Source organism: Sphingomonas pruni NBRC 15498, from assembly GCF_001598455.1.
Classification (GTDB): Bacteria; Pseudomonadota; Alphaproteobacteria; order Sphingomonadales; family Sphingomonadaceae; genus Sphingomonas; species Sphingomonas pruni.
This window is the reverse complement of record NZ_BCYZ01000011.1, coordinates 40,883-65,000: the sequence shown is the minus strand read 5'-3', so window position 1 is coordinate 65,000 and position 24,118 is coordinate 40,883. Positions and strand designations below refer to the sequence as shown.

Sequence of the window (24,118 nt, the reverse complement as noted above, 5' to 3'; positions counted from 1 at the left end):
GGCGGCCTTTTCATATCTTCTCGACCGTCAGTTGCTGAGCGGGCGGCGAGCGCCTATCTCCGCACCATGGCTACTCTCGCTGCCGATATTGCGCTGACTCCTGCCGCCGCCAAGCGCGTGGCATGGATCGCCGAACGCCAAAGCAAGCCCGCTATCCTTCGCCTGTCGGTCGAAGGCGGGGGCTGTTCGGGTTTCCAATACAAATTCGGCCTCGCGGATGGGCTGGAGGACGGCGACACCGTGGTCGAGACCGATGGCGTTAAGCTGGCGGTCGACGATATCAGCCTCGATCTGGTGCGCGGCTGTTCGGTCGATTTCGTCGACACGCTCGGTGGCGCGCATTTCACGGTGGAAAATCCCAACGCGGCCTCGGGCTGTGGTTGCGGTTCGTCTTTCTCGGTGTAAGCCTCTGTTGGAGATTGCTCTGCAACCCAACGAAAGCACCGCGTGAAGATCGTCAGCTACAACGTCAACGGCATCAGGGCGCGGCTCGAGCGGCTGGTCGAATATCTGTCCGAGCAGCAGCCCGACGTAGTCTGCCTGCAGGAATTGAAGGCGGCCGACGACGGCTTCCCGATCGACGATATTCGCGCCGCCGGGTATGGCGCGGTGTGGCATGGGCAAAAGGGCTTCAACGGCGTTGCGGTGTTGGCCAGGGGCAAGGACCCGGTCGAGCGTCAGCGGGGCTTGGCTGGCGATCCCGAGGACGCGCATAGCCGCTACCTGGAATGCGATGTCGATGGACTCGTGGTCGCGTCGATCTATTTGCCCAACGGCAACCCGCGGCCGGGGCCGAAATTCGATTACAAGCTCAAATGGATGGAACGGCTGGCCGATCGCGCGCGCGATTTGCTCGCCGAGGAAGTCCCGGCGGTTCTCGCCGGCGACTATAACGTCATCCCCAATAACGACGACACCTTCTCGGTGCGCGCGATGGCCGACGATGCGCTGACCCAGCCGGAGAGCCGCGAGCGTTATCGTGCCCTTCTGAACCAGGGTTGGACCGACAGCCTGCGCACACGCCATCCCCAGGGCGGGGTGTGGACCTACTGGGACTATCAGGCCGGCGCGTGGCAGCGCGATGCCGGCTTTCGCATCGACCATCTGCTGCTAAGCCCAGTCGCTGCTGACCGACTGGCCGATGCCGGGGTCGACAAGGAATATCGCGGCCGCGAAAAGGCGAGCGATCACGCCCCCACTTGGGTCCGGTTGCGCTAGGCCGATGGCTCTCCATCCTCGGCAAGCTGGCGCGATGCTTTTGCTGTTCGCGGCAGCTGTGTCCGCCCCTGCCATCGCGCATGCCGACGATCAGAGCCGCGATTACTGCCCGGCGCGGCCGGGTCTCGGTACGCCGGCCTGCACCATGGCGCCGGGACAGGTATCGGTCGAAACCTCGCTCGGCGACTGGACGCTCGACAAACAGGGTGGCGATCGCACCGACACGGTGCTGATCGGCGATACGTCGCTACGGATTGGGTTGACTGATAGCGTCGAGGCACAAATTGGTTGGACGCCGTTGGGAATTGTTCGCGAAAGGACCGGCGGCGTCGTCGATCGCGCGACCCGTACCGGCGATGCGACGCTGGGCATCAAAGCGAATCTGCGTAATCCCGATGGTAGTGGTTTCTCGGTGGCGGTCCAACCGTTCGTGACGCTGCCGGTCGGACGGTCTCCGGTCGGGGCGGGGGATTGGGGAGCTGGGCTCGTCGTGCCTGTGACCTATGATCTCTCCAAGACGGTCAACCTCGAGGTGACGCCCGAAGTTGACGCCGCGGTCGATCAGGACGGACGCGGCCGGCATCTGGCCTATAGCGCCGTAATCGGCGTCGGTTTCGCGCTGAACGATGCCTTGACCCTCACGCTGGAGGACCAACTGGTTCGCGATGAAGATCCGTCGGGGTCGACTACGCAGGATTTAGCGTCCGCATCGCTTGCTTGGATGGCGCGAAAGACGCTGCAGCTGGATGTCGGGGCGGTTGCAGGGCTCGATCGCAATGCCCCGGATTTCGAGCTTTACGCGGGAATCGCCCGCCGCTTTTGACGGCGGCGTAAATCGCGCTGCGGGTTACGCCGATCTTTGGCGGAAATTGCCGCGCTTTGGTTTGCCACGCCAATGTCTACAGACGTAGTCGTCACGTAAAGCACTGATTAATATAGATTCTACTGTTTGGCATACTTAATGCACCAACACACGTGCTGGTCACCCCCGCCAGCTAGTTCAGGAGCAGGAAGATGTTCAAATTCACCTTTGCCGCGGTAGCGGCCCTAAGTGTCTTGGCTGGTAGCCCCGCCCTCGCCTCGGGTAAGGTCAAGGCTGATCAGGCAGAGGCCAAGGATCTGCCGGCGCCCGCGGCCAGCGCACCGGCGCGTTATTGTTACCGGGTGGAAGCGCCGACCGGGTCGATCGTCGGCGGCAGGGTTTGCAAAACGCTCGAACAATGGCGGGCGGAGGGTGTCGATCCCACCAAACAGTTGAAGAACTGAGAAGCTTCACGGGGTGCGGCACGCGCCGCACCCGGTCGAGAGGATGAAGCCATGATCAAGACCTTCACCAGTGCCATCGCCCTTGCAGCGTTGACGACGATTGCTGCCTCCGCCCAGGCCGCCGGACCGACGCCTGCTGGCGACGTAACTCCGGTCGCGAACGCCACACCGACCGCCCCGCCTTCCGCGTCGACCAAATATTGCATCGTCGACACCGTCACAGGCTCGCGGATCGCGAAAAAGGTCTGCAAGACTCGCGACGCGTGGATGCGCGAGGACGGTTTCGATCCACTCAACCCCTGAAAGGTCTCCGGATCGGGTTGCGCATTCCCTCGCTTGACCGGGTCCGGAATACCTGCCGCGTCGCCGAGCCTGTCGCCCTCCCAGCCAGGCTCGGCGGCGTGGCGTTCTTTAGATGCGCTTCTCGTAGATCTGATAGACCTTGTTGACCTTGCTATCGATCGCATCGGCAATGGCGTTCATGCCCTGATTGTCGTCGAGCACCCAACCGATTTCGCCTCGGGTGGCGCTGTAGTTCGAGATCGCTGCGCGGCGAATATATTCGATCATCATGAAGGCCAACTGGCTCGCCATGCGCGACGCCTGCAACTCCTTCACCACGCCCATCAAAGGAACACGCATCGTCTTTGTCTGGGGCTTGCGTAGCCACAATAGCAGCTTTGCCCAACCGAATGGCAGCAGATTGCCGTTCAACGGCTTGATCGCTTCGTTGAGGTCGGGGAGCGTGATCATGAACGCGACCGGCTTGCCGTCGAGCTCGGCGATACGGATCAGGTCGTTGTAGACGATCGGCTTCAGCATGACCCCGATATCGTCGATCTCCGGCGGAGTGAACGGCACGAACCCCCAATTGTCCGACCAGGCATCGTTGAGGATGTAGAGGATAATCGCCGCCTCCTCGTCGAACTTCGACTTGTCGACTTCACGGACGCGGATGCGGTCGTTGCGCTCGCCCATCTGGACGATGCGCTTGACGATCGGCGGGAATTCCTTGGTGATGTCGAGCTCATAGGTCATGACCTGCTTGACCGGCTGATAACCGGCTCGCTCGATCCAGCCCCGATATTCGGGCTTGTTGTGCCCCATCATGATCGTCGGCGGGTGATCGAAGCCCTGGATCAGCAGGCCCGGCTCTTCCCAGATCGAAGCGCTGAGCGGCCCGAGCACGCGGTCCATGCCCTGATTCTTAAGCCACGCTTCGGCGGCGGTGATCAGCGCCTGCGCGATCGCTTCGTCCTCGGCGTCGAAATAGCCGAACTGACCGCAGCCGGGCCCGAACCCCTGGTCGGCTGGCATTTCCAGCGCCAGCGTGTCGATATGCGCGGAGATGCGACCGACGACCTTGCCGTCGCGCTCGGCCAGGAACAATTGCTGCTTGGCGTGGCTCAGCCAGCCATTCTTGCCCGGAATGAGCTTCTTCAACGCATCGCCTTTCAGCGGCGGCACCCAATTCGGATCGTCCTTGTACAAGCGATAGGGCAGGGCGACGAACTTCTTCAGGTCGCCCTTGCTGTCGATCGGGCGGATGGTCATTTGACCGGGCATCGGCACCTCATCAGGCTGGAACAGACCGCGCGTTAGGCTTTGTCCGTGGCTCGGACAATCCCAAGGCGACGCCGTTTTGCGTAAAGATGGGAAATTGCGATCACCCTGATCGGCGGCGGCTTCGTCGTTGGAATGCCACCGTGTCGCCACTATGTTCGGTCAATGGCGCTTCCCATGGATACAATCGTGACTCTCGACCGCCGCACGGCCGATGCGGCCAATGCCGCGCCCGTGCGCGTGCGGATCGACGACGACAGGGCGATGCTACGGGCGGCGGCGGATCTGACCCGCGACCTCAATGTGCCCAATCCGCGCATCTATTGGCTCGACATGCTGTTGTCGGCGGCAATCGGCTATGCGGCCCTGGCCGGCGCGATCCTGGCCCCGTCGTTGGGCTGGGCGATCGCGGCGGGCCTCGTCGCGGTCCTGGCCTTGTATCGCGCCGAAAGCTTCATCCACGAACTCACCCATATCAAGCATTCGGCGGTGCCGGGGTTCCGGCTGGCCTGGAACCTGCTGGTCGGCATCCCGCTGCTGACGCCGAGCTTCATGTACGAAGGCGTCCATAACCTGCATCATGCGCGGACGCGCTACGGCACGGTGGAAGACCCCGAATATCTGCCGCTTGCGCTGATGAAGCCGTGGACGCTGCCGGTTTTCCTGCTGGTGTCGGCACTGGCGCCGATCGCGTTGCTGGTCCGCTACGCGATCCTGACCCCGTTATCGTTGCTCGTCCCGGCGCTGCGCCGCGTCGTCGTCGCGCGCTATTCGGGCCTGCAGATCAACCCGTCATTCCAGCGCAGGGCACCCGAGGGCGAGGCGCGGCGGTTGTGGCACCGGCTGGAGGCTGCTGCCAGCCTGTGGTCGATTATGCTGATCGCCCTGACCGCCACCGGCATCGTCCCGCTCAAGGCCTTCGTCACCTTCCTGATCGTCGCCTCGGCGGTCGCCGTTATCAACCAGGTACGCACGCTCGTTGCCCATTTGTGGGAGAATGAGGGCGAGGCGATGACGGTCACCGCGCAATATCTCGATTCGGTAAATGTGCCGCCGCCTGCGCTATTGCCGATGCTGTGGGCGCCGGTGGGTTTGCGCTATCACGCGCTGCATCATCTGCTGCCTGGCCTGCCTTACCACGCGCTGGGGACCGCGCACCGCCGCATCACCGCCGCGCTCGAGCCGGACTCGCCGTATCATAAGGGCAATTACAAGGGCCTGCCGATGTTGGCGGTCCGCCTCGCCACCAGTACGATGAAGGCGCGCTGATCTTCCCCCGAACGTGTTGGGGGCGCCGCTTCGCCAACGATCAATCCGTTAGCTTCAATGCCGGAACGCGCCCGGCATCGCGGTAGCCGCTATTCCTCGGTTCTGATCAGCACCGCTTCGCCGATCATCAGGAACAGCACGAACGGTGCCCAGGCTGCGAGAATCGGCGGATAAGCGCCGAGATTGCCCATCGCCAGCGCGAAGTTATCGACCACGAAATAGGTGAAGCCAAGCGCCATGCCGATCACGGCGCGGACGAAGAGCTTGCCCGATCGCGCGATGCCGAACGCGGCGATCGCGCCGAGCAAAGGCATCAGGATCGATGACAGGGGCCCGGACAATTTGTGCCACAGATCGCCTTCGAGCGCTTTGGTTGGACGGCCCGCGGCCTTGAGGTCGCCGATCGCCGACCATAATTCGGTGAACGACAGGCCATCGGCATCGACCGTCGCCAGGGTGAACTGGTCCGGGCTCACGCCTTCCCCGACGAGTACTGCGCCCAGATTGGTCGCTACGCCGCCGGCGACGTCGAATTTTTGCGCTGGCCAGATCCGCCAGCCTTTGCCTTCGCGGCGGCCATGCGGCGCCGAAATCGTCGCCTGTAGCTCTCCCGCCTTGTTGCGGTCGTAGAACGTCACGTCGTTCAGGATCGCCGCGTCGCCCCGGCCTTTGACCAGCTTGACGTTGATCAGGTCGTCCCCCGACCGTGTCCATATGTTGACGCGATCGCCGCGGTCGATCGGAATCGGCGCGTAATCGACCTTTTGCCAGCGGTTGAGCGTGTCGGTCGCCCGGCTCACGATCCGGTCGTTGAACGCGAAGCTGATCGCCGCCACGCCGATCGCGGCGATGATCATCGGCGCCAGCACTTGATGCGCCGACAGGCCCGACGCCTTCATCGCAATGACTTCCGAATTCTGATTGAGCGTCGAATAGGTGATGATCGCGCCCAACAGCACCGAATAGGGCAGGAAGCGCGCAATGATCTCCGGCGTGCGCAGGCTGATATAACGCCAGACTTCCGCCTGCCCGTTGCCCGGATGGGCAAGAATCCGCCCCGATTCGCTCAACGCGTCGAGGAACTGGAGGACGATCACCAACGCCGCGAGCACCGCGAAGGTGCGCACGAGGAAGCTCTTCGCCATATACGTCGTCACCGTCCGCGACGGGAAGAACTGCATCGAGATCATGCCGGCTGCGCCTCCGGCTCGTCGTTGTCGCCGTTGCGGCGCTGTCGCCGGAACGGAAGCCAGCGCACGACGACCTTGCTGATCTTGGCGAATACGCGTTCCAGCGCACCGATAGGCTGGCCGCCGGGGACATAGGCGATCGTGTAATACATCCAGAGCACCAGGCCCGCGAAGATCGTGAACGGCACCCATAAGGCGATCAGCGGATCGACCCGGCCCAGGCCGCCGATCCCCTCGCCATATTCGTTGACCTTGAAATAGGTCACGATGATCACGATCGACAGAAATACCCCCAGTGCGGAAGACGATCTTTTGGGCGGGACGCCCAGCGCCAGCGCCAGCATAGGCAACAGGAACATCGACACCACCTCGGTGATGCGGAAATGGAACGCGGCGCGACTGGTGTCGCGCAGCGGTTCGGGTTGCGTTCGATCGCGGCCGATCTGGGCGAGCTCGGGCAGGGTGAATTCCAGATTGCGCCCGCCGCGCGCGCGAAAAGCGCTGGTCGGCGGTAGACGGATCGGGAAGTTCCAGACGTTGAAGCGCAGCACGCGCGGCACTGCGACCTTCGCTTCCTTGCTGACCAGCGTACCATTGGTCAGCTGGAAAATGATCTCGTCGGGATTGGGGGCCGCGTAGAACTTGCCCTTTTCGGCGGTCACCGCGAACGAGCCGCCCTTGTCGTCGTTGCGCTGGACGAAAATGCCCTTCAGCTCGCGCCCTTCATCCTTGCTTTCCTCGATCCGGACGGTGGGGCCGTTATTCGGGAAGGTGGTGAACTCGCCGACTTTGATCGAGGCGCCGAGCGCGCCGGTGCGCAATTCGTAGCGCAAATTCTCGTAAGCATAGCGCGCCTTGGGCTGGACATAGCCGACGATGAACAGGTTCAGGATCGCGAGGACGATCGTGTACATGTACGGTACGCGCAGCAGTCGACCGTAGCTCATGCCCACGGCGCGCAGGATGTCGAGTTCCGACGATGTCGCGAGTCGCCGAAAGGCTAGCAGGCAGCCGAGCATCAGCCCGATCGGGATGCCGAGACCGAAATATTCGGGCAGCAAATTGGCCAGCATCTGCCACACGACGCTGATCGGTCCGCCTTCGGTCGCGACGAAGTCGAACAGCCGCAGCATGCGGTCGAGCACGAGCAGCATCGCCGCGATCACCAACGTGGAGAAAAGCGGCAACGCGATCAGCCGGGCCATGTAGCGATCGATGGACTTCATGGCTGACGGAAAAAGGGTCCTTCTCGGCCGGGAGCGGCTGGGGAGATGATCGAACGGCTATAGGGCGGCATTCGGTCCGCGTCAGCCGGAAAAACTTGCTAGAGCGGCATGCTCGATTTCTGAATCGGACACGCCGCGCTAGTTTTTCGTGGACGCATTGCTTGTCGCGGAAAACCGGTACCCACTTTTCCGCGCGATGCTCTATTCGGCGGCCAATTGGTCGGTCGGCGTCGGCCGATCCGCGACCGCATCGGCGATCGCGCGTTCCAGCCCGGCGATGGTGAACGGTTTGCGCAAAACCGGTCGCCCGCCGAAATCGGCCGCCGACCCTTCGCCGGCATAACCGGTGACGAACAGCACGGCCAGATCGGGCCGGCGCGCCAGCAATCCGGCGATCATCTCCGGGCCGGTCTGGCCGGGCATCAGCACGTCGGTGATGACGAGATCGAATGGCCCGAGATCGTCGAGGATGCGCGGCGCGTCCAGCGGGTCGGGGCACGGCACGGCGCGGTGCTTCAATTCCTCGAGCGCGCCGATCGTGGCGTTGAGGACGCGCGGATCGTCCTCGACCACCAGCACGCCGAGGCCGCGGATGGACGGCGGCGCGGACGGCGTCGCCGTTTCCGCTTTCGCCACCACGTCTCCGACACCCAAATGACGTGGGAGATACAGCGTGACCGTGGTCCCTTCGCCCTCGACCGAGCTGATTGCGATCTCGCCACCCGATTGACGGACAAAGGCGAAGATCTGACTGAGACCCAGCCCGGTGCCCTTGCCGACCGGCTTGGTCGTGAAGAACGGTTCGAATACCCGCTCCATAACCTCGGGCGCCATGCCGCAGCCGGTGTCGCTGACCGCGATCGCGATATGGTCCCCGGCCAGGCAGTGGCCGATCTCATTGGCGGCGAGTGTCTTCGCGCTGGCCCGGATCGTCAGCCGTCCGCGGCCATCCATCGCATCGCGCGCGTTGACCGCGAGGTTGAGGATGGTGTTTTCGAGTTCGTGGCGGTCGGCCCAGATATGCCAGGACGAGCCGTCGTCGCTCGTCTCCACCGTGATCGCGTCCCCCAGCGTGCGATCGAGCAGGTCGGACATGCCTTCGATCGTGGCGATCGGCGCGAGCGGCTCGGGGTTGAGCGCCTCCTCGCGCGAAAAAGCGAGCAGGCGCCGGGTCAGCGCGGCGGCGCGATGAGCGCCCTCGGTGGCATTGTCGAGATGACGACCGACGCCTGCCGGATCGCTCTTCAAGGTGCGTCGGGCGAGTTCCAGGCCGCCAAGAACGACCGCCAGCATATTGTTGAAATCGTGGGCGATGCCACCCGTCAGCTGGCCGACCGCCTCCATCTTCTGCACCTGGCGCAGCTTGGCCTCCTGCGCGCGCAAGGCCTGGGTGGCCTCGTTTACCGCATCCTCGAGCGCCGCCGACCGTTCGCGTTCGATGTCGGCGTCGGCACGTGCGACGGCACGCTCGCGCATCACGCCGATCGTCAACCAGCCGAGCACGACCGCCGCGATCAGGATCAGCATGCCGAATACGGCCAGGATCATCGCTACGGTGTTGGACCGTTGGATTGACGCCGCCGCCGCCGCGACGCGCTTGTCGAGCAGGTCGTGTTCGGAGTCGATGATCGCGTCGAGCTGGCGGTCGATATCGCGTAACGTCGCCGATTTGCCCGCGGCGTAGAAGCGAGAATAGGCTTGGCTGTCCTTCTTGTACGACGTGCTGAGCGCCGTGATCGCCAGTTCCTTGCCGCGCTCCTCATAGGTGGCGCGCAGCTGGTCGATCAGATGCTGCTGCATGGAATTGTCGCTGGTCAGCGCATCGAGCCGGTCGATCTGGTTCCGCGCTGAGCTCCACTCGTCATAATATTCGCGGCCGACCAACTGGTCGCGGCTCATCACATACCGCCCCAGCGCCGCTTCGGCATGCGCGATCGTGCCCGACAGCGTGCGCGCCAGAATCATGACGTCGTAGCTATGGCTCTGCGCCTTCAGCGCGCGATCGCGCTGCGCGGTCGTATCCGACAGGATGACGATCAGCGCGACGACGATGCCGGTGCCGAGTAACGCCATCACCGCCAGGGCAATGCCCCGCCAGACCGTGCGTGCCTGATCGACGAGCCCCGGCTCGGCGTCGTTCCCGCTCATGGCCGTCTTGTACCGAATCGGTTGAATCTAGGAAACCCCGCAGGTTCCCTCAATTTATCGCGTGCGCTGCCCGCCCTGCCGCTTCGAATTTCTCCAACACCGTCGCGATTTGATCGGCCGTATGTTCTGCGCATAGCGAACACCGCAGAAGATAGGTGCCCGCGGGAGTCGCCGGCGGGCGCGCCATGTTCACATAGACCCCGCTGTCGAGCAGCGCCTGCCACATCATCACGGCTTGGGTCTGATCATCCAGGATCACCGCGACGATCGCGCTGTCCGGATTTTCGGTGCCGAGCTTGAACCCCAGTCGGGTCAGCCCGCCATGCAATTGCCTGGCATTTTCCCACAGATGCGCGCGCTTGTTATGTGCGTGCTGCAGCTTGCGGATCGACATCGCCGCTGTCGCGACGACCGACGGCGGCAGGCTGGCGGTGAAGATATAGGGCCGGCAAGCGAGGCGGATCGCCTCGAACTTCGGGTGATTGGACACGCAGAAGCCGCCGACCGTGCCGACCGACTTGGAGAAGGTGCCGACGATGAAGTCGACATCGCCTTCGCAACCCTGTGCCTCGTACACGCCGCGGCCGTTGGGGCCGTAAAAGCCCATCGAATGTGCTTCGTCCGACAGCACCATCGCATTGTGCTTCTTGGCGACCGCGACCATTTCCTTGAGCGGCGCGACATCGCCGAGCATCGAATAGACGCCTTCGAGCACGACCAACTTGCCCGGTTCCTTGGGCAGCCGGCCGAGGCGCTTGTCGAGATCCTCGATGTCGTTGTGGCGGAAGCGGACGATCTCGGCATAGCCCTGTTTGCAGCCATCATAGATCGAGGCGTGGCTGTCGGCGTCGAGAATGACGTACTCGCCCTTGCCGGCCAGCGTCGAGATCATGCCGAGATTGGCCATATAGCCGGTCGAGAAGACGATCGCCCCGGTCGTGCCGTAGAAATCGCGCAACGCCTGTTCGACTTCCATATGGTCGCGGAAGGTGCCGTTGAGCATACGGCTGCCATTGGTGCCCGATCCGAACTGGTCGAGCGCATCCTTGCCCGCCTGGATGACGTCGGGGTCGAACGTCATGCCCATATAATTGTAGGTGCCGAGCAGGATCGTGTCCTTGCCCTTGATCACCGCCTCGGTCGGCGACTTGACCTGCTCCATCACGATAGCGAACGGATCGGTCACGCCGCTGTCGAGCAATGCCTGGCGCTCGGCGATCAGGCCGTCGAACTTGGACATTAAGTCCGTTTCCGGCGCCACGGACGCGGGATTCTCGGGAAGGGCTTCGGCGGTGTCGATGGCGTCGGTCATTCTCTGTTCCCCATCCACCGGATCAGGCGGCCTTGAGCTTCTGGACGGCGTCGACGAGCTGGCCGACCGTCTCGATCTCGGCCTGCATGTTCATCGTGATGATGATGTCGAACTCGTCCTCGATCGCCGCGACGAAATCCATCACGGTCAGCGAATCCCATTCCAGGTCATGCTGGAACGTGGTGGCGTCCGACAAAGCGACGCCTTTCTTGTTGAACGGCTGGATCAGGCCGGTGACGGTGTCGAAAATTGCTGCGCGGTCGCTCATGGTTTTTCCCTTGTTCTCGCGAAGGCGTTGCCCGCCAAATGCGGCGGGAATTGGCCGGCGTTATAGCAACCCTTGGGCGCGATACCATTGCGCCGTCGCTGCCAGCGCCGATCGGGTATCCTGGCGGGACTCCCAAATGTCCTTCGGCGGCGTCTTGTGGCTGACCCAATCGGGATGGCAGAAATAGGCTACGCGGTCGGGAGTCAGCTTGGCGTTCTTGCCGCGCAACAGGCCGTCGAGCGCGGCGATGGCGTTCAGTACCGGGCGGGGTAGGGGAAGAGGCACGATTTTGCTGCCCATCGCGGCGCCGATCGCGCGGGCGAAGTCGCGATGGTCCCAGCCGTTGGGGGCACCGTCATCGGGCTCGACGATTTCGCGGATCAAAGCGTTGCTGGTGGAAAGCGCCAGCAATAGGCGCACGAGTTCGCCGACCGCGATTGCCGACATTCGCCCGCCGGCCGGGGGCAGCGGTAGCACATGGCGCTTCGCCAGCTTGAACAGCTCGAGCATCTCCTGGTCGCGCGGACCGAAGATCGCTGGCGGGCGGACGATGGTCCAGTCGAGCGTGCTTGCCATCAGCAATCGGTCCGCCTCGGCCTTCGACCAGCCATAGAGCGACAGATCGGGTTCGCGCGCGGTCAACGACGAGACCTGGACGAAACGGCGGATCCCGGCGGCTTCGGCCGCGGCAATCAGGACGCGCGTCCCTTCGATATTGCCCGCCGCGAACCCGGCGCGATCGGGCGCGTTTATCACACCGGCGATATGCAGGACGGCGTCCGTGCCCTGGACCAGGGCCGCCATGCTGTCGGGATTGCCGAGCGCACCTTCTACCCAGGTCATGCCGGCGTGGTCGGGTTGCGGCCGGCGCGTCAGCGCGCGCAATTGATGGCCCTCGGCAAGCGCGTGCTCGATCAGGTGACTGCCGACGAACCCGGTGCCGCCGGTAACCGCGATCAGCGTCACGCCAACACCATATGGTTGCGGTGGACCAGAGCGGCGCGCGGCGCATAGCCGAGGATCGCCGCGGCCTCGTCGCTACGCTTGCCGGCAATCCGCGTCGCCTCGGCGGCGTCATATTCGGCGAGCCCGCTGGCGACGACGCCGTCCGGACCGGCGATCGCGATCAGGTCGCCGCGGGCGAACGCGCCTTCGATCCGCGTCGCGCCGGCGGGGAGGAGACTCCTGCCTTCGTTGAGCGCGGCGACCGCGCCGGCATCGATATGGACGGTCCCGCGCACCGTCAGCCGTCCACCCAGCCACGCCTTGCGTGCCGGCGCGCTGCGCTGCGCGGGGAACAGGGTGCCGTGCCCGGTCTCGACATAGCGCGCGAAAGGGTGGTCGACCCGTCCCGAAGCGATCGCCAGCGCGATGCCCGCGCGGGTCGCGATCTTCGCCGCCTGAATCTTGGAGATCATGCCGCCCGAGCCCATGCCCGATAGCGATCCGCCGGCCATCGCCTCGATTGCGCCGTCGATCCGCGTCACGCGCTCGATCAGGGTCGCGCCGGGCTGAGAAGGATCGCGGTCGTAAAGGCCGTCGATATCAGACAGCAGCAGCACGCCCTGGGCGCCCGCCGCCTGTGCGACCCGCGCCGCCAGCCGGTCGTTGTCGCCGAACCGGATTTCCTCGGTCGCGACCGAATCGTTCTCGTTGATCACCGGTACCACGCCGAGACCGAGCAGCCGGCCCAGGGTCGCCGCGGCATTGAGATAACGGCGCCGATCCTCGAGATCGTCGAGCGTGACCAGCATCTGGGCCGCGGTCAGCCCTTCGGCGCCGAGACATTCGGCCCAGACCTGGCTCAGCGCGATCTGGCCGGTCGCCGCCGCCGCCTGGGCGTCTTCCAGGCTCGCGCGTCCACCCTTGGCGAGCTTGAGCCGCCGCGCGCCGAGCGCGATCGCGCCCGACGAGACGATCGCGACCTGCTGTCCCTGCCGCGCGGCCGCGGCGATGTCGGCCGCGACGCCCGCCAGCCAATCGCGCCGCACCTCGCCTTCCGGCGTCACGAGCAGCGACGACCCGACCTTGACGATCAGGCGCGGGCAGCGCGCGGCGGCAAAGGGCGAAATCTCCGGCATCGCGCTTTCGCTTAGCGGGCGCCGCGCCGGCCCGCTACCGGCGATACGATCAGAGCGGTGACCATCGCACTTCATCCTCGACGCCGTCGTCGTCGACCGGCGATTCGTTGCTCGGGATCGCTTCGAGCAATTTGTCGAGCGCCCAATCGACGCCGACGCCGCTCGCGCCGGAAATCGGGATCACCTCCGCGCCCGAGGCTTCTTCCAGTTCCTGCGACAACGCCTTGATCAGCTCATCGTCGAGCGTGTCGATCTTGTTGAGCGCGACGACCACGGGCTTGTCGATAAGCCCGCCGCCATAAGCTTCGAGCTCGTCGCGCACGATGCGATAGCTTTCGGCCACGTCGGGATCATTGGCGTCGACCAGATGGAGCAGCACGCGGCAGCGCTCGATATGCCCCAGGAAACGGTCGCCGACGCCGGCGCCCTCCGCCGCACCTTCGATCAGGCCGGGAATGTCGGCGATGACGAATTCGCGTCCCTTGTGCCGCACCACGCCCAATTGGGGCCGGGTGGTGGTGAAGGCATATTCGCCGACCTTGGCCTGGGCGTTGGTGACCTGGTTGATGAAGGTCGACTTGCCGGCGTTGGGCAGTCCGACCAGCCCCGCATCGGCGAGCAGCTTCAGGCGCAACCACACCCACGCTTCCTCGGACGGCCAGCCGGTGCCATGCTGGCGCGGCGCGCGGTTGGTCGACGTCTTGTAGCTGGCATTGCCGCGGCCGCCATCGCCGCCACGCAGGAATACGATGCGCTGGCCGACCTTGGTCAGGTCGGCGAGCAACGACCGCTCCTCATCGTCGGCGAGGATTTGCGTACCCACCGGCACCTTGATCACGAGATCGTCGCCACCGGCGCCGGTGCGGTTCGATCCCGCGCCACCGGTCCCGCGCGGCGCGCGGAAATGCTGAGTGTAGCGGAAATCGATCAACGTGTTGAGGCCGGCGACCGCTTCGAACACGATGTCGCCGCCCTTGCCGCCGTCGCCGCCATCGGGACCGCCATATTCGACGAACTTTTCGCGACGGAAACTGACGGCGCCGGGGCCGCCGGCGCCCGAACGGACGAAGATCTTGGCCTGATCGAGAAAATGCATGGCCCGCTGTAGCGACGGAAGGGCGCGCTGCTAACCCCCAACCGCCATTCCCGAATTTGGACCAGATGGCCAATGCGTTGTTTACCTATTTTGTTGCGGCGCACATAAGAGGACCGGCGAGGGGGCGCGTCGTGGTCAATTGTATCCAATATCCAGTCGGAACGGCGATCTTCACCGGGCGCTTTTCAACCGCCGACCTTCCGGAAAAGGATCGCCACGACGCCTGGCGGGGTCGATCGCCCTCGACCGCAGGCCGTCTCTACGAGACACGCCCTCACGAGCCGTTCGATGTCGCCAGTGATCTGGTCACGTTGGGACCGCTCAAAATCCACTTCTCGACGATCACCGGTCAGTATTTCGACCGCACGCGAGCCATGGTGGCGGCCGACGGCGTCGACGACCTGGTGGTCAACGTCCGGTTCCGGGGCGGCGCGCTGGGCGACATGAATGGAACGCCGTTCGCCGGGTCAACCGGATCGATAGTGTTGACCGACATGGCGCAGCCGCAGGCGCACGTCTCGGAAGCAAGCTCAACAGCCTATTTCCATGTACCCCGCGCGCTTGCCGAACAATTCCTGCCCAGCGTCGCATCGCTGCACGGGCTAACGATCGCTCCCGACACGGCGACGTTGCTGCGCGAACACCTGTTGCAGATTTGGCGCGGCGCCGATCGCCTGCCGGTCGAGCAAGGCGGCCGCCTGGCGGCATCGGTGCTCGATCTGCTGGCGGTTGCAGTCGCGCAGGGCAGGGGTGGTGAAGCCGCTCCCGATGCCGTCGCGGGAGCAGCACTTATGCGGGCACGCGCGGAGATCGAGATGCGACTTGGTTCGGCGACGCTTTCCGTCGCCAATCTATGCCGCACCTTGGGCGTGTCGCGATCGGCGCTTTACCGTTTGTTCGCGGCTGAGGGCGGCGTCCACGCTTATGTCATGCGGCGAAGGCTGGAACGCGTCGCCACAACGTTGAGTGATCCGTCCGATCACGACCGGATCGCCGATATCGCCGAGCGCTGGGGTTTCTGCGACGCAGCCTATCTGGGACGGTTGTTCCGCGAGCGCTTTGGCATGACCCCGTCGGATTATCGCGCGTTCAGTCGCGGGCGCCCGCAGACGTCCGCCAGCTCGGCGCTCCACGCGGCCTGAACAAGTCCACGCCGCAGCGTTTGCACTGGGCGCGATAACCATCGCCCTCGTGCCAGACGCGCTGCGAGCGGCGATGTCCAAGGATTCGGCATATCAAAGGATTGGTTTCGGGGACGAAAGGCATAGACGCGATCTAGGATGCCTGACCCCGGCGGGAAGGCGGTCAGCGTCCCACCCGCTATTGACCGTGTTCCAATCGCGCCGGGACGTCAGCCCCTTGTCGCGCTTCCGGCGGACAATGCTTCGAAGGCTAGCTGGCGCGCGCGGTCGCGCGGCAGGCCGAGGACACGGGCGAGGGGCGCGCCGAACAAGGCGTCGCCGAGCGCCATGATGACGAGCTGCAACGTCTCGTCCTCGATCGGGCGATCCTGTTTCGAATGACCTTCGGTCAATTCGTCGACCAGATCGTGGATGGCTTTCAGGATCGGGTCGAGCGCGTCCTCATTTCCCGACAGGATCATCCAGCTGGCGAGCGCCCCCGCGCCACCGGTGTCGAAAGCGTCGAACGCCAGGTCGACGACTTCGCGCGGATTCTGATCGCCGGCGCGCTGGCGAATCACGGTTTCGCGGATGGTGGTCGAAATGAACTCCGCCATCCGCTCGATCAGCGCTTTCTGCAGCCCCGCCGCGGAGCCGAAATGATGGAGCAGATTGGCATGCGTCCGGCCGATGCGCGCGGCCACCGCCTTCAATGTCACCGCTTGTGGGCCGAGTTCGACGAGCAGGCTGCGGGCCGCCTCCAGCGCGGCTTCGCGCGATTCCTCGGGGCTCAGGCGACGGCGGATCGGAAGCGGGGTCACGGACATGGATGACCTCTCGGCGCTTCCGGGCATGAAATCAATCCGCCGCCCGGCGCGGTCCCGGGCGGCGGATTGAGACTCAGGCCGCGATCGGCATTCGGCAAAGCGGCGCATCGGCGTCGAAGTCGAGCGCCAGCGTGATGCTCTCGGCCTCACGCTGGCGCGCCAGGCTATAGGTATTCATCCGCCCGGTCGGCCTGAAGCCGAGCTTCCTCAACACGTTGCCCGAGGCCGGATTGTCCACGTAATAGCGCGAACGCAGGCTCTTCAAGCCCATCGCATAGCGCGCGATTCCTAAGACGGCGCGGCCTGCCTCGGTCGCATAGCCACGGCCCCAGGCATCGGGAGTCAACCAATAGCCGAGCTCGTGGCCGTCCATATCCTCAGCAGGGTGGATGCCGATCCCGCCGACCAGGCGTGGGGTAGCTTCCTCGTGCGCGAGGATCGATAGCGACACATTGTCCTTGGCGCGCGACGTCGCCAGCCATTCGGCGGCATGTGCCTCGGTATAGGGCCACGGCACCCGCGACAGCTTGGTCACGACTTGCTCGTGCCCGATCGCCTGCGCGATCTCGGCGGCGTCCTCGGGCCAGCCGGGGCGTAATGTCAGTCTCTTGGTCCGCGCGAACATCTCACTCTCCGTGTCGTGCCGGGCCGCTCGCACGTCGATATGACGTTTCCGCGACCCGGAAGTGGAGGGAGCATGAAAAAAGGGAGCCGGGGCGACCCGTCTCCCTTGTTCGGTCTCTGGTTAGCCCGAGACCCGGGTCGCCCTGGTGGGCAACCCGTGCGGTTGCCCGTTATTCTGCGGCTTGCGCCATAATGTCTACCGAGCAGAACTTTCGGCCGAGCTTGCCCTCGTGGAAGGTCACGCGACCGTCGGTAAGCGCAAAAAGGGTATGGTCCTTGCCCATGCCGACATTGCGGCCGGCATAGAATTTGGTCCCGCGCTGACGCACGATGATGTTGCCGGCAACGACTTCCTGTCCGCCGAACTTCTTCACACCGAGGCGACGGCCAGCCGAATCGCGACCGTTGCGCGACGAACCGCCTGCTTTCTTATGTGCCATCTCTACTCTTCCTCGAACTTAAGCTTCGGCAGCCGGGGCTTCAGCGCCGGCCTCGTCAGTCTTCTTGGCGGCGGCCTTCTTGGGCGCGGCCTTCTTTTCGGCGGCGCCGATCGACACGATCTTCAGGATCGTGTGGTTCTGGCGGTGGCCGTTGCGGCGGCGATAATTGTGACGACGGCGCTTCTTGAAGACGATGACCTTCTCGCCCTTCGCCTGTGCGACGATCTCGGCGGCGACGGTCAGGCCGTCGGTCGACTGCAGGTCCGAGCCCTCGCCGGCGAGCAGGACGTCGCCCAGCGTCACCGAGCTACCGGCTTCTCCGTCGATCTTCTCGACGACGATCTTGTCTCCGGCGGCGACGCGATATTGCTTGCCGCCCGTGCGCACGACTGCGAACATGGCCCTATTTCTCTTTCAAATCCGTATGCCCGCGAAGGCCGGGGCCCCACGGTTGAAGGGGCGCGCCTAAGGGAGTGAGGTGATTCTGTCAACCGTGGCGGCGCGGTTTTGTGACCGCGCCGCCGTGTCTTGCCTGTCCCTTACCAGTTGAAGCCCACACGCGCATAGAGATAGCGCCCGTTGAACCCGAACGGCGAGTAGAACGGGAAGCCGACCACACCGGTGGTGTTGTTCGCCGCGATGGTCCTGTCCGGATAGATGTCGAACAGGTTGTTGACGCCGAGCGCGACCTGCGCGCCTTTCTTGGGCTGGTAGCGCAGCTCAAAGTCGGTGATCGCGTGCTGTCCGGTATGGATATCGGCAGCACCGCTGGCCGCCGTGCCCGGCTGGTTGACGTCGCCATAATAGGTCACGCGTGCGGTCGCGGCGAGATTGTCGAGCGACCAGTCGATCGAGCCGGTGATCTTCTCGCCCGGCGTACCCTGCTCGAACGTCAGGATGCGGCTGCGCGCGAACAGCGTGGGGGCCGGATTGAGGTTGACCGCAGTCGACGTCGGTACCTTGGTGATGTCGACCTTGTTGACGTTGGCCGCGATCGTGAAGTCGAACGTGCCGGCGCCAGCTGACTTCAGCCGGTAATGCGCAACCGCGTCGATGCCCTGCGTGGTCGATGCCAGGCCGTTGATGAAGAAGCGCGCCGCCTGCACGCCATAGGGCGCCAGGATTCCCGCGACTTGCGGGCTGAAGCTCGCCTGGATGTTCTCCGACAGGCCGATCTGGTCGCGGATTTTGATGTAATAGCCGTCGACGGTCAGGTCGAACCCGCCCACGCGGATCACCGTGCCGGCGGAAAAGTTGGTCGACTTTTCCGGCTTGAGCGGCAAGCCGCCCAATGCCGTGGCTACCGGAGAAACCGACGGGTAAAGGCCGGTCAGTAGTGGCGAGCCGTTCTGAATCACCGACGCGACCGAGGTAAAATATTGCTGCTGCAGCGCCGGCGCGCGGAAGCCGGTCGATGCGGTGCCGCGCAGCGCGAACCACGGAGCGAAGTCGTACCGCAGCGAAACCTTACCGGTGCCGGTCGTGCCGAAGTCCGAATAGTCCTCGCCGCGACCAGCGATCCCGATCAGGAACTTGTCAGTGACCTGCGCTTCGAGATCGAGATAGACCGATCCGTTCTGGCGATGCCGATTGATCGCGTTGACCGGTGCGAAGCCGACAAAACCTTGCGCGCCGGGCTGGGCGAGCGGGAATGCGGTGCCGGAATTGTAAGATGCGGGCTCGCCCGCCTGGATCTGGAAGCCTTCGCGACGCCCCTCGACACCAAATGCGACGTTGAGCGATTGGAACACGTCGAACTTGCGGGACACGTCGAGGCCGCCGACCAGTTGGTCATAGATCAACGCACCGTCGGAGAAGCTGGTCGGTGTCGACGCGCCATAGGTGTAGTTGGCCGAATTCAGCGTGCGGAAACCGATCTTGTTGCGGCCGTAGGAGACGTTGAGATCGACGTCCCAACCCGCGAGATCGCCCTTCAGACCCAGCGCGGTGTTGATATCGCGCGATTTGGTATTGATGATCGGCAGAAAACCATTGGGATATTGCGTCAAGGTGTTGCCAACGGTGTTCGCACCAGAGATCACGACGGTCCGCAGGCGAGGAAAGGCCGCGCTGCGGCTGTCGCGATCCTGATAGCCGGCCCAGCCATACAGCTTCCAATTGCCACCGATCGACGTGCCGAAATTGGCGAACAGGCTGTACTGGGTAACCGCCGGATCGCCGAAGCGGCCGGTCACGACGCTGGGCGTCACGCGCGGGTCGAAATCGGCGCGGTTGGTAGGCTGACGATTAACGAATTCGCCCGAGATGGTCAGATAGCCGTCCTGGCCGAAGCCGATGCCCTGCCATGCTGACACCGATACGGTGTGCTCGCCATTGGTATGGCGATCGCCGCGCGCGGTCTCGATATCGGTATTGTAGAAACCGTAGGTGGTCGACACGCCGCCACCCGAACGCGCTTCGCGGAGGCGGAGGTTGACGACGCCGGCGATCGCGTCGGACCCGTATTGCGCCGACGCGCCGTCGCGCAGCACTTCGATGCGGTCGAGCGCGACGGTCGGAATGGTATTTAGGTCCGTCGCCGCAGACCCGCGGCCGACCGAGCCGTTGATGTTGAGCAGCGCGGAGGTGTGCGCGCGAACATTGTTGATCAGCACCAGCGTCTGGTCGGGTGATAGGCCGCGCAGCGTTGCTGGGCGGATCGCGTCGGTGCCGTCGACGGCTGAGGGACGCGGAAAGTCGATCGACGGCGCGACCGCCGCAAGCGCGGCGCCAAGCTCGGTCGTTCCCTGCTGGCGGAGGCTGTTTCCGCTCAGAACGTCGACCGGCGATGCGGTGTCGAGCTTGGTGCGCCCGGCAACGCGCGTGCCCGTGACGATGATCTCGCTGCCGGGTGCGGCGTCCTGATCGCTGGCGGCCGGCTCGGCTTGCGGCGCCGCTGGCGTGTCCTGAGCGAAAGCGGCATGACTGGTTGCCAGCGCGATCGTGGAAGCGGCGATCGCCAATGCGGTGCGGTTGAGCCTCATGAAGTTACCCCTTTATACGCGGGGGCTCGCGCCCCCGATCACCCTGTCGCGACGAATATCGTCACAGGTCGGTAACATTCCTAGACGTGGGGCAGAGCGATGCATCGCAAGTTTTTCTTGCGGTGCACAAAAGTCACACATTGGTCGATCGGTGGGCGCCTGCCCTAGTGCCGATGCTCGCGGCGTAGATTGTAGCGTCCGTCGGCAAAGCCGGTGAACAGTCCGTCTATAGCCGGATGATCGACCGGTTCCTCGCTGTCGTCGTGAAGCAGGTTCTGTTGACTGACATAGGCGACGTAGCTCGACTCGCCATTCTCGGCGAGCAGATGGTAGAAAGGCTGCTCCTTGGAAGGGCGCAGATCCTCAGGGATCGATTCATACCACTCTTCGGTATTCGCGAAGACCGGGTCTATATCGAAGATCACGCCGCGAAAGTCGAACATCCGGTGGCGAACGACATCCCCGATCGTGAACCGCGCGGTCGCGACCGCCGGCATCGGCACACCGAATTGCGAAAGCACATCATGAGGTTGGGAACGAGTCATGATCATAATGTAGAGTTTCTTCGGCGCCGCACAAGCGGACCGCTTGCGCAGCCGGTTCGCGTACGTTAGAGGCGCCGCCTTCGACCAGCATCCGCACTGTCCAGGCAGCGCATATGGGTGCGGACCCCCAGCGCGGAGAGGTGCCAGAGAGGTCGATTGGGACGGTCTCGAAAACCGTTGTGCGGGTAACCGTACCGTGGGTTCGAATCCCACCCTCTCCGCCACGGGCTGTTCGGCCGTCACGTGCTACGTACCGACTACCAATTTCGGCTGTTGGACCAGGCGCTGAGGCTCTCTTCGGACCCCTGCACACGATCCTAGGCAATCAACTTCTCCTGCCGCGCGAAGTGAAGGAACAGCGGTAGCCACAGGCCATCGGGCGCGCCGGGCTGGGGCCATAATCCAAAGCCGTGACCGCCTCGGCTGAACAAATGCGTCTCCACCGTGATCTTGGCCGCGATCATCGCGTCGCGCAGCTTTGTGGTGTTTGCGACGGGTACGGTATCGTCATCTTCGGCGTGCAGCAGGAAAGTTGGTGTCGCTGCCGGTGTGACGTTGAGATCGGGCGACCATTGCCGAATCTCGGCCGCGGTCGGCGACCTGCCGAACAAGGACGGCGCCGCGCCGCCATAGGCATAAGCCGGGTCGATGGTCTGCACGAGGTAGATCGGCGCCGCCAGCAACGGTCGCGCCTCGAGCCGATCCGTCGCGTCGATTGGCGCGTAAAATGACGCGGAATGCCGCGTGGCAAGGGTCGCCGCCAGGAAGCCGCCGGCGCTGAACCCCATGACGCCGACTCGCGCCGGGTCGAGGCCGAAGCGCGGTGCTTGGGCGCGAATAAGGCGCATCGCGCGCTGGGCGTCGGCGGGGCCGACACTTGCCGCGTTGGTCCATCCGTCCTGGGCCAGACGATAGAGCAGTATGAAGCAGGTGATCCCGGCACGGTTCAGCACATCGGCTATCCGGTATCCTTCATGCTCGAAATAATTCCAGGCGAAGCCGCCGCCGGGAATGATCAGCATCGCCGCGCCATTCGGCTGCGCCGCCCGAAGAGCGATCATTCGCGGCCTCGATATGCCCTTGATCCGTCGGCTGCTATGGGACGGGTCCGACGAGGATTGCTCGACGATCTCGGCCATGTCCGCATGAAGCGCGCCCGCTGGCGGACGCGGCCACAACTCAACGATTTCCCCAGGCATCGTCGAGCTCGGCTGGGCCATCGCTGCCTCGCCCAAACCCATCGCCGAGGCGCCGGCCAATACCAGGGGGGACTTGACGAGATCGCGTCGTGAGAGCGTCATGAGAACATCCTTCCTAGCGTCGCGAAACGGAAACCGCGGCTTGCCCTTGGGTCGCGGTCGGCCTCTTTGGTGCCGTTCGCGTCGACCCAAGGTAGCGCTATCATTTTTTGTTGACGGGTCAAACAATATGATGAATTCACGGCGACGGGATTGTTGGAGCGAGATCGCTCGGCGCTCGAATATCCGGCAAACGGAGTGGAGGGGACATGCAAGAAGGCGGGCGGACGTCGGGTATCCATGCGTCGACCGTGGCCGTGCCGGGCCAAGTTTCGGAATCCGAAAGCTCGCTGTTCGCGCGGTGGTCGCCCTCCACGATGCGCCTTGTGCGAATGATGCCGGCGTTTTTCGCAATCGCGGCGGCGCTTAATGGCCTCGGCCAGGCCGGATCGGTCGCGATCCGGAGATCGTCGCGCGGTCTCTCGATTTTCAGCAAGTGAGGTGCGCATGAAGATTCTGGCTGCAGCGGCCGTTCTCGCCTTGGCGAGCGTGGCGCCGGCGACCGCACGGGACGTGCGGATCGTTCCTCGCCTCGACCTCGGGACGCTCGGGACGCCGCTACCGATCCGCATCGGCGGGCGCGCAATACAGCGCGGCACGGCGGCCGCCCCCAATTATCAACGCCAATGGCCCGGCAGCTATTTCGAGACGGCGTTTAGGGGCACCGCGGTCTATTTCAAGATCGGACCAGGCGACGTCATTCTGCACGTCCTGGTCGACGATCGTCCGCCACTGCCATTGGTTAAGCCCAGCGCAGGATTGTATTTGCTCGACGGTCTTTCGCCCGGACCGCATCGGGTGCGGGTCGAGGTCGTGACCGAGGGACAGGCGGGGCCGAGCAGCTTTGGCGGATTCTATCCAGCGCCAGGGACGAAGGCGATGCCCGTCCGCGCCCGCGCCCGACAGATCGAGTTCATCGGCGATTCCCATACAGTCGGCTACGGCAATACTTCGCCGAGCCGCCAGTGCACTGCCGACCAGGTCTGGGCCACTACCGACACCTCCCAGGGAATAGCGGGGGTGATCGCCCGACGGTACGGGGCGGATTACCAGGTCAATGCGATTTCGGGGCGCGGGGTCGTTCGTAACTATGGCGGTTTCGCCGCCGACACGCTGCCTGAGGCCTATCCTTTCATCCTGTTCGACAAGGCCCAGCGCTATTCCGGTACCGACTGGCGACCGCAATTCATCGTCATCGCTTTGGGCACCAACGATTTCTCCACGCCGCTCAAGGCCGGCGAGAGATGGGCCACGCGCGACGCGCTGCATGCCGATTACGAGGCAAGCTATGTCCGCTTCATCCAGGATTTGCGGCGACGCAATCCGCAGGCGCGATTTGTGTTGTGGGCGACCGATCTGGCCGGCGGAGAAATCGATGCCGAAGTGCGAAAGGTGGTCGACAGGTTACGCGCCGCCGGTGAGCGCCGGATCGACTATGTACCCGTGCGCGGGCTGGCCATGACCGGCTGCGACTCTCATCCGTCGACCGCCGACGACCGGACGATCGCCGACGCGCTGAGCAAGGTGATCGACGCGGGGAAGTCGGAATGAGGGCTCCTGCGGACCGGACCGAGCGCATCATCGGTAAGACGGCAAGCGGTGTTCGCGGGCAATTGCCGGAAAGCTTCTGTGTGATTGCAAA

Annotated in this window: 24 protein-coding genes and 1 tRNA gene; 9 read left to right on the top strand and 16 right to left on the bottom strand. The window is 64.2% G+C overall.

The features are described from left to right. Positions 1-66 precede the first annotated feature (66 nt). From erpA to SPR01S_RS05195, 5 genes are all read left to right on the top strand, one after another. The gene (gene erpA, locus SPR01S_RS05215; RefSeq protein ID WP_066585873.1) at positions 67-405 is read left to right on the top strand and encodes an iron-sulfur cluster insertion protein ErpA; all 339 of its coding nucleotides are present in this window, start codon (positions 67-69) and stop codon (positions 403-405) included. Positions 406-447: 42 nt separating this feature from the next. Beyond that, positions 448-1,218, top strand: a complete 771-nt coding sequence (gene xth / locus SPR01S_RS05210) for an exodeoxyribonuclease III (protein WP_066585862.1) — start codon at positions 448-450, stop codon at positions 1,216-1,218. 34 nt (positions 1,219-1,252) lie between these two features. Further along, positions 1,253-2,041, top strand: a complete 789-nt coding sequence (locus SPR01S_RS05205; protein ID WP_066585858.1) for a transporter — start codon at positions 1,253-1,255, stop codon at positions 2,039-2,041. Between the two features lie 191 nt (positions 2,042-2,232). After that, complete coding sequence (locus SPR01S_RS05200) at positions 2,233-2,484, top strand: hypothetical protein (protein ID WP_066585855.1); 252 nt, start codon at positions 2,233-2,235, stop codon at positions 2,482-2,484. A 51-nt stretch (positions 2,485-2,535) separates the two neighbouring features. Continuing rightward, complete coding sequence (locus SPR01S_RS05195; protein WP_066585851.1) at positions 2,536-2,787, top strand: hypothetical protein; 252 nt, start codon at positions 2,536-2,538, stop codon at positions 2,785-2,787. Between the two features lie 108 nt (positions 2,788-2,895). Here the strand turns inward: SPR01S_RS05195 and SPR01S_RS05190 are convergent, their stop codons facing one another. Continuing rightward, a complete protein-coding gene (locus SPR01S_RS05190; protein WP_066585935.1) occupies positions 2,896-4,050 on the bottom strand; it encodes a GNAT family N-acetyltransferase in 1,155 nt (384 codons plus the stop codon). A gap of 174 nt (positions 4,051-4,224) precedes the next feature. On the opposite strand from SPR01S_RS05190, the gene SPR01S_RS05185 reads away from it, so the two are divergent. After that, complete coding sequence (locus tag SPR01S_RS05185) at positions 4,225-5,316, top strand: fatty acid desaturase family protein (protein WP_066585932.1); 1,092 nt, start codon at positions 4,225-4,227, stop codon at positions 5,314-5,316. Between the two features lie 89 nt (positions 5,317-5,405). On the opposite strand, the gene lptG is transcribed toward SPR01S_RS05185, so the two are convergent. From lptG to obgE, 8 genes are all read right to left on the bottom strand, one after another. Beyond that, complete coding sequence (lptG, locus tag SPR01S_RS05180) at positions 5,406-6,506, bottom strand: LPS export ABC transporter permease LptG (RefSeq protein ID WP_174531869.1); 1,101 nt, start codon at positions 6,504-6,506, stop codon at positions 5,406-5,408. Then, a complete protein-coding gene (lptF, locus tag SPR01S_RS05175; RefSeq protein WP_174531868.1) occupies positions 6,503-7,732 on the bottom strand; it encodes an LPS export ABC transporter permease LptF in 1,230 nt (409 codons plus the stop codon). Before lptF ends, lptG begins: the two co-directional genes overlap by 4 nt. Before the next feature lie 201 nt (positions 7,733-7,933). Continuing rightward, positions 7,934-9,880: an ATP-binding protein gene (locus tag SPR01S_RS05170; protein WP_066585850.1), complete on the bottom strand. Its 1,947-nt coding sequence runs from the start codon at positions 9,878-9,880 to the stop codon at positions 7,934-7,936. A 49-nt stretch (positions 9,881-9,929) separates the two neighbouring features. Then, complete coding sequence (gene spt, locus SPR01S_RS05165) at positions 9,930-11,192, bottom strand: serine palmitoyltransferase (protein ID WP_066585848.1); 1,263 nt, start codon at positions 11,190-11,192, stop codon at positions 9,930-9,932. Positions 11,193-11,214: 22 nt separating this feature from the next. Beyond that, on the bottom strand, positions 11,215-11,460 hold the full coding sequence (locus SPR01S_RS05160; protein ID WP_066585846.1) for an acyl carrier protein: 246 nt from the start codon (positions 11,458-11,460) through the stop codon (positions 11,215-11,217). A 60-nt stretch (positions 11,461-11,520) separates the two neighbouring features. Further along, a complete protein-coding gene (locus SPR01S_RS05155) occupies positions 11,521-12,426 on the bottom strand; it encodes an NAD-dependent epimerase/dehydratase family protein (protein ID WP_066585844.1) in 906 nt (301 codons plus the stop codon). After that, positions 12,423-13,541: a glutamate 5-kinase gene (proB, locus tag SPR01S_RS05150; protein ID WP_066585925.1), complete on the bottom strand. Its 1,119-nt coding sequence runs from the start codon at positions 13,539-13,541 to the stop codon at positions 12,423-12,425. Before proB ends, SPR01S_RS05155 begins: the two co-directional genes overlap by 4 nt. 49 nt (positions 13,542-13,590) lie before the next feature. After that, positions 13,591-14,637 (bottom strand): GTPase ObgE, encoded by a 1,047-nt coding sequence (obgE, locus tag SPR01S_RS05145; RefSeq protein ID WP_066585841.1) that lies wholly within the window; start codon positions 14,635-14,637, stop codon positions 13,591-13,593. 131 nt (positions 14,638-14,768) lie between these two features. On the opposite strand from obgE, the gene SPR01S_RS05140 reads away from it, so the two are divergent. Continuing rightward, positions 14,769-15,779, top strand: a complete 1,011-nt coding sequence (locus tag SPR01S_RS05140) for a helix-turn-helix domain-containing protein (protein WP_066585839.1) — start codon at positions 14,769-14,771, stop codon at positions 15,777-15,779. A 209-nt stretch (positions 15,780-15,988) separates the two neighbouring features. Here the strand turns inward: SPR01S_RS05140 and SPR01S_RS05135 are convergent, their stop codons facing one another. The 6 genes from SPR01S_RS05135 to hspQ form a co-directional block, all read right to left on the bottom strand. After that, positions 15,989-16,585 carry a TetR/AcrR family transcriptional regulator gene (locus SPR01S_RS05135; RefSeq protein ID WP_066585836.1) on the bottom strand — a complete coding sequence of 199 codons (597 nt, stop codon included), beginning with the start codon at positions 16,583-16,585 and terminating at the stop codon, positions 15,989-15,991. Positions 16,586-16,658: 73 nt separating this feature from the next. Then, a complete protein-coding gene (locus SPR01S_RS05130) occupies positions 16,659-17,210 on the bottom strand; it encodes a GNAT family N-acetyltransferase (RefSeq protein WP_245661876.1) in 552 nt (183 codons plus the stop codon). Positions 17,211-17,379: 169 nt separating this feature from the next. Beyond that, on the bottom strand, positions 17,380-17,649 hold the full coding sequence (gene rpmA, locus SPR01S_RS05125; protein WP_066585833.1) for a 50S ribosomal protein L27: 270 nt from the start codon (positions 17,647-17,649) through the stop codon (positions 17,380-17,382). A gap of 18 nt (positions 17,650-17,667) precedes the next feature. Next, the gene (gene rplU, locus SPR01S_RS05120) at positions 17,668-18,048 is read right to left on the bottom strand and encodes a 50S ribosomal protein L21 (RefSeq protein WP_066585830.1); all 381 of its coding nucleotides are present in this window, start codon (positions 18,046-18,048) and stop codon (positions 17,668-17,670) included. Between the two features lie 140 nt (positions 18,049-18,188). After that, positions 18,189-20,633 carry a TonB-dependent receptor plug domain-containing protein gene (locus SPR01S_RS05115; protein ID WP_066585827.1) on the bottom strand — a complete coding sequence of 815 codons (2,445 nt, stop codon included), beginning with the start codon at positions 20,631-20,633 and terminating at the stop codon, positions 18,189-18,191. A gap of 164 nt (positions 20,634-20,797) precedes the next feature. Further along, positions 20,798-21,178, bottom strand: coding sequence for a heat shock protein HspQ (hspQ, locus tag SPR01S_RS05110; RefSeq protein ID WP_157081960.1), 381 nt, complete (start codon positions 21,176-21,178; stop codon positions 20,798-20,800). A gap of 134 nt (positions 21,179-21,312) precedes the next feature. Here hspQ and SPR01S_RS05105 point away from each other — a divergent pair. Then, positions 21,313-21,402, top strand: a tRNA-Ser gene (locus SPR01S_RS05105). Positions 21,403-21,495: 93 nt separating this feature from the next. Here the strand turns inward: SPR01S_RS05105 and SPR01S_RS05100 are convergent. After that, positions 21,496-22,479 carry an alpha/beta hydrolase gene (locus SPR01S_RS05100; RefSeq protein WP_066585817.1) on the bottom strand — a complete coding sequence of 328 codons (984 nt, stop codon included), beginning with the start codon at positions 22,477-22,479 and terminating at the stop codon, positions 21,496-21,498. A 444-nt stretch (positions 22,480-22,923) separates the two neighbouring features. Here SPR01S_RS05100 and SPR01S_RS05090 point away from each other — a divergent pair, with 444 nt between their 5' ends. Further along, the gene (locus SPR01S_RS05090; protein WP_066585813.1) at positions 22,924-24,027 is read left to right on the top strand and encodes an SGNH/GDSL hydrolase family protein; all 1,104 of its coding nucleotides are present in this window, start codon (positions 22,924-22,926) and stop codon (positions 24,025-24,027) included. Positions 24,028-24,118: the final 91 nt, after the last annotated feature.

Coding starts and splice junctions, on each gene's coding strand:
- erpA (WP_066585873.1), top strand. CDS start 67: ATGGCTACTCTCGCTGCCGATATTGCGCTGACTCCTGCCGCCGCCAAG.
- SPR01S_RS05205 (WP_066585858.1), top strand. CDS start 1,253: ATGCTTTTGCTGTTCGCGGCAGCTGTGTCCGCCCCTGCCATCGCGCAT.
- SPR01S_RS05200 (WP_066585855.1), top strand. CDS start 2,233: ATGTTCAAATTCACCTTTGCCGCGGTAGCGGCCCTAAGTGTCTTGGCT.
- SPR01S_RS05195 (WP_066585851.1), top strand. CDS start 2,536: ATGATCAAGACCTTCACCAGTGCCATCGCCCTTGCAGCGTTGACGACG.
- SPR01S_RS05190 (WP_066585935.1), bottom strand. CDS start 4,050: ATGCCCGGTCAAATGACCATCCGCCCGATCGACAGCAAGGGCGACCTG.
- SPR01S_RS05185 (WP_066585932.1), top strand. CDS start 4,225: ATGGATACAATCGTGACTCTCGACCGCCGCACGGCCGATGCGGCCAAT.
- lptG (WP_174531869.1), bottom strand. CDS start 6,506: ATGATCTCGATGCAGTTCTTCCCGTCGCGGACGGTGACGACGTATATG.
- lptF (WP_174531868.1), bottom strand. CDS start 7,732: ATGAAGTCCATCGATCGCTACATGGCCCGGCTGATCGCGTTGCCGCTT.
- SPR01S_RS05170 (WP_066585850.1), bottom strand. CDS start 9,880: ATGAGCGGGAACGACGCCGAGCCGGGGCTCGTCGATCAGGCACGCACG.
- spt (WP_066585848.1), bottom strand. CDS start 11,192: ATGACCGACGCCATCGACACCGCCGAAGCCCTTCCCGAGAATCCCGCG.
- SPR01S_RS05160 (WP_066585846.1), bottom strand. CDS start 11,460: ATGAGCGACCGCGCAGCAATTTTCGACACCGTCACCGGCCTGATCCAG.
- proB (WP_066585925.1), bottom strand. CDS start 13,541: ATGCCGGAGATTTCGCCCTTTGCCGCCGCGCGCTGCCCGCGCCTGATC.
- obgE (WP_066585841.1), bottom strand. CDS start 14,637: ATGCATTTTCTCGATCAGGCCAAGATCTTCGTCCGTTCGGGCGCCGGC.
- SPR01S_RS05135 (WP_066585836.1), bottom strand. CDS start 16,585: ATGTCCGTGACCCCGCTTCCGATCCGCCGTCGCCTGAGCCCCGAGGAA.
- SPR01S_RS05130 (WP_245661876.1), bottom strand. CDS start 17,210: ATGTTCGCGCGGACCAAGAGACTGACATTACGCCCCGGCTGGCCCGAG.
- rpmA (WP_066585833.1), bottom strand. CDS start 17,649: ATGGCACATAAGAAAGCAGGCGGTTCGTCGCGCAACGGTCGCGATTCG.
- rplU (WP_066585830.1), bottom strand. CDS start 18,048: ATGTTCGCAGTCGTGCGCACGGGCGGCAAGCAATATCGCGTCGCCGCC.
- SPR01S_RS05115 (WP_066585827.1), bottom strand. CDS start 20,633: ATGAGGCTCAACCGCACCGCATTGGCGATCGCCGCTTCCACGATCGCG.
- hspQ (WP_157081960.1), bottom strand. CDS start 21,178: ATGACTCGTTCCCAACCTCATGATGTGCTTTCGCAATTCGGTGTGCCG.
- SPR01S_RS05100 (WP_066585817.1), bottom strand. CDS start 22,479: ATGACGCTCTCACGACGCGATCTCGTCAAGTCCCCCCTGGTATTGGCC.
- SPR01S_RS05090 (WP_066585813.1), top strand. CDS start 22,924: ATGAAGATTCTGGCTGCAGCGGCCGTTCTCGCCTTGGCGAGCGTGGCG.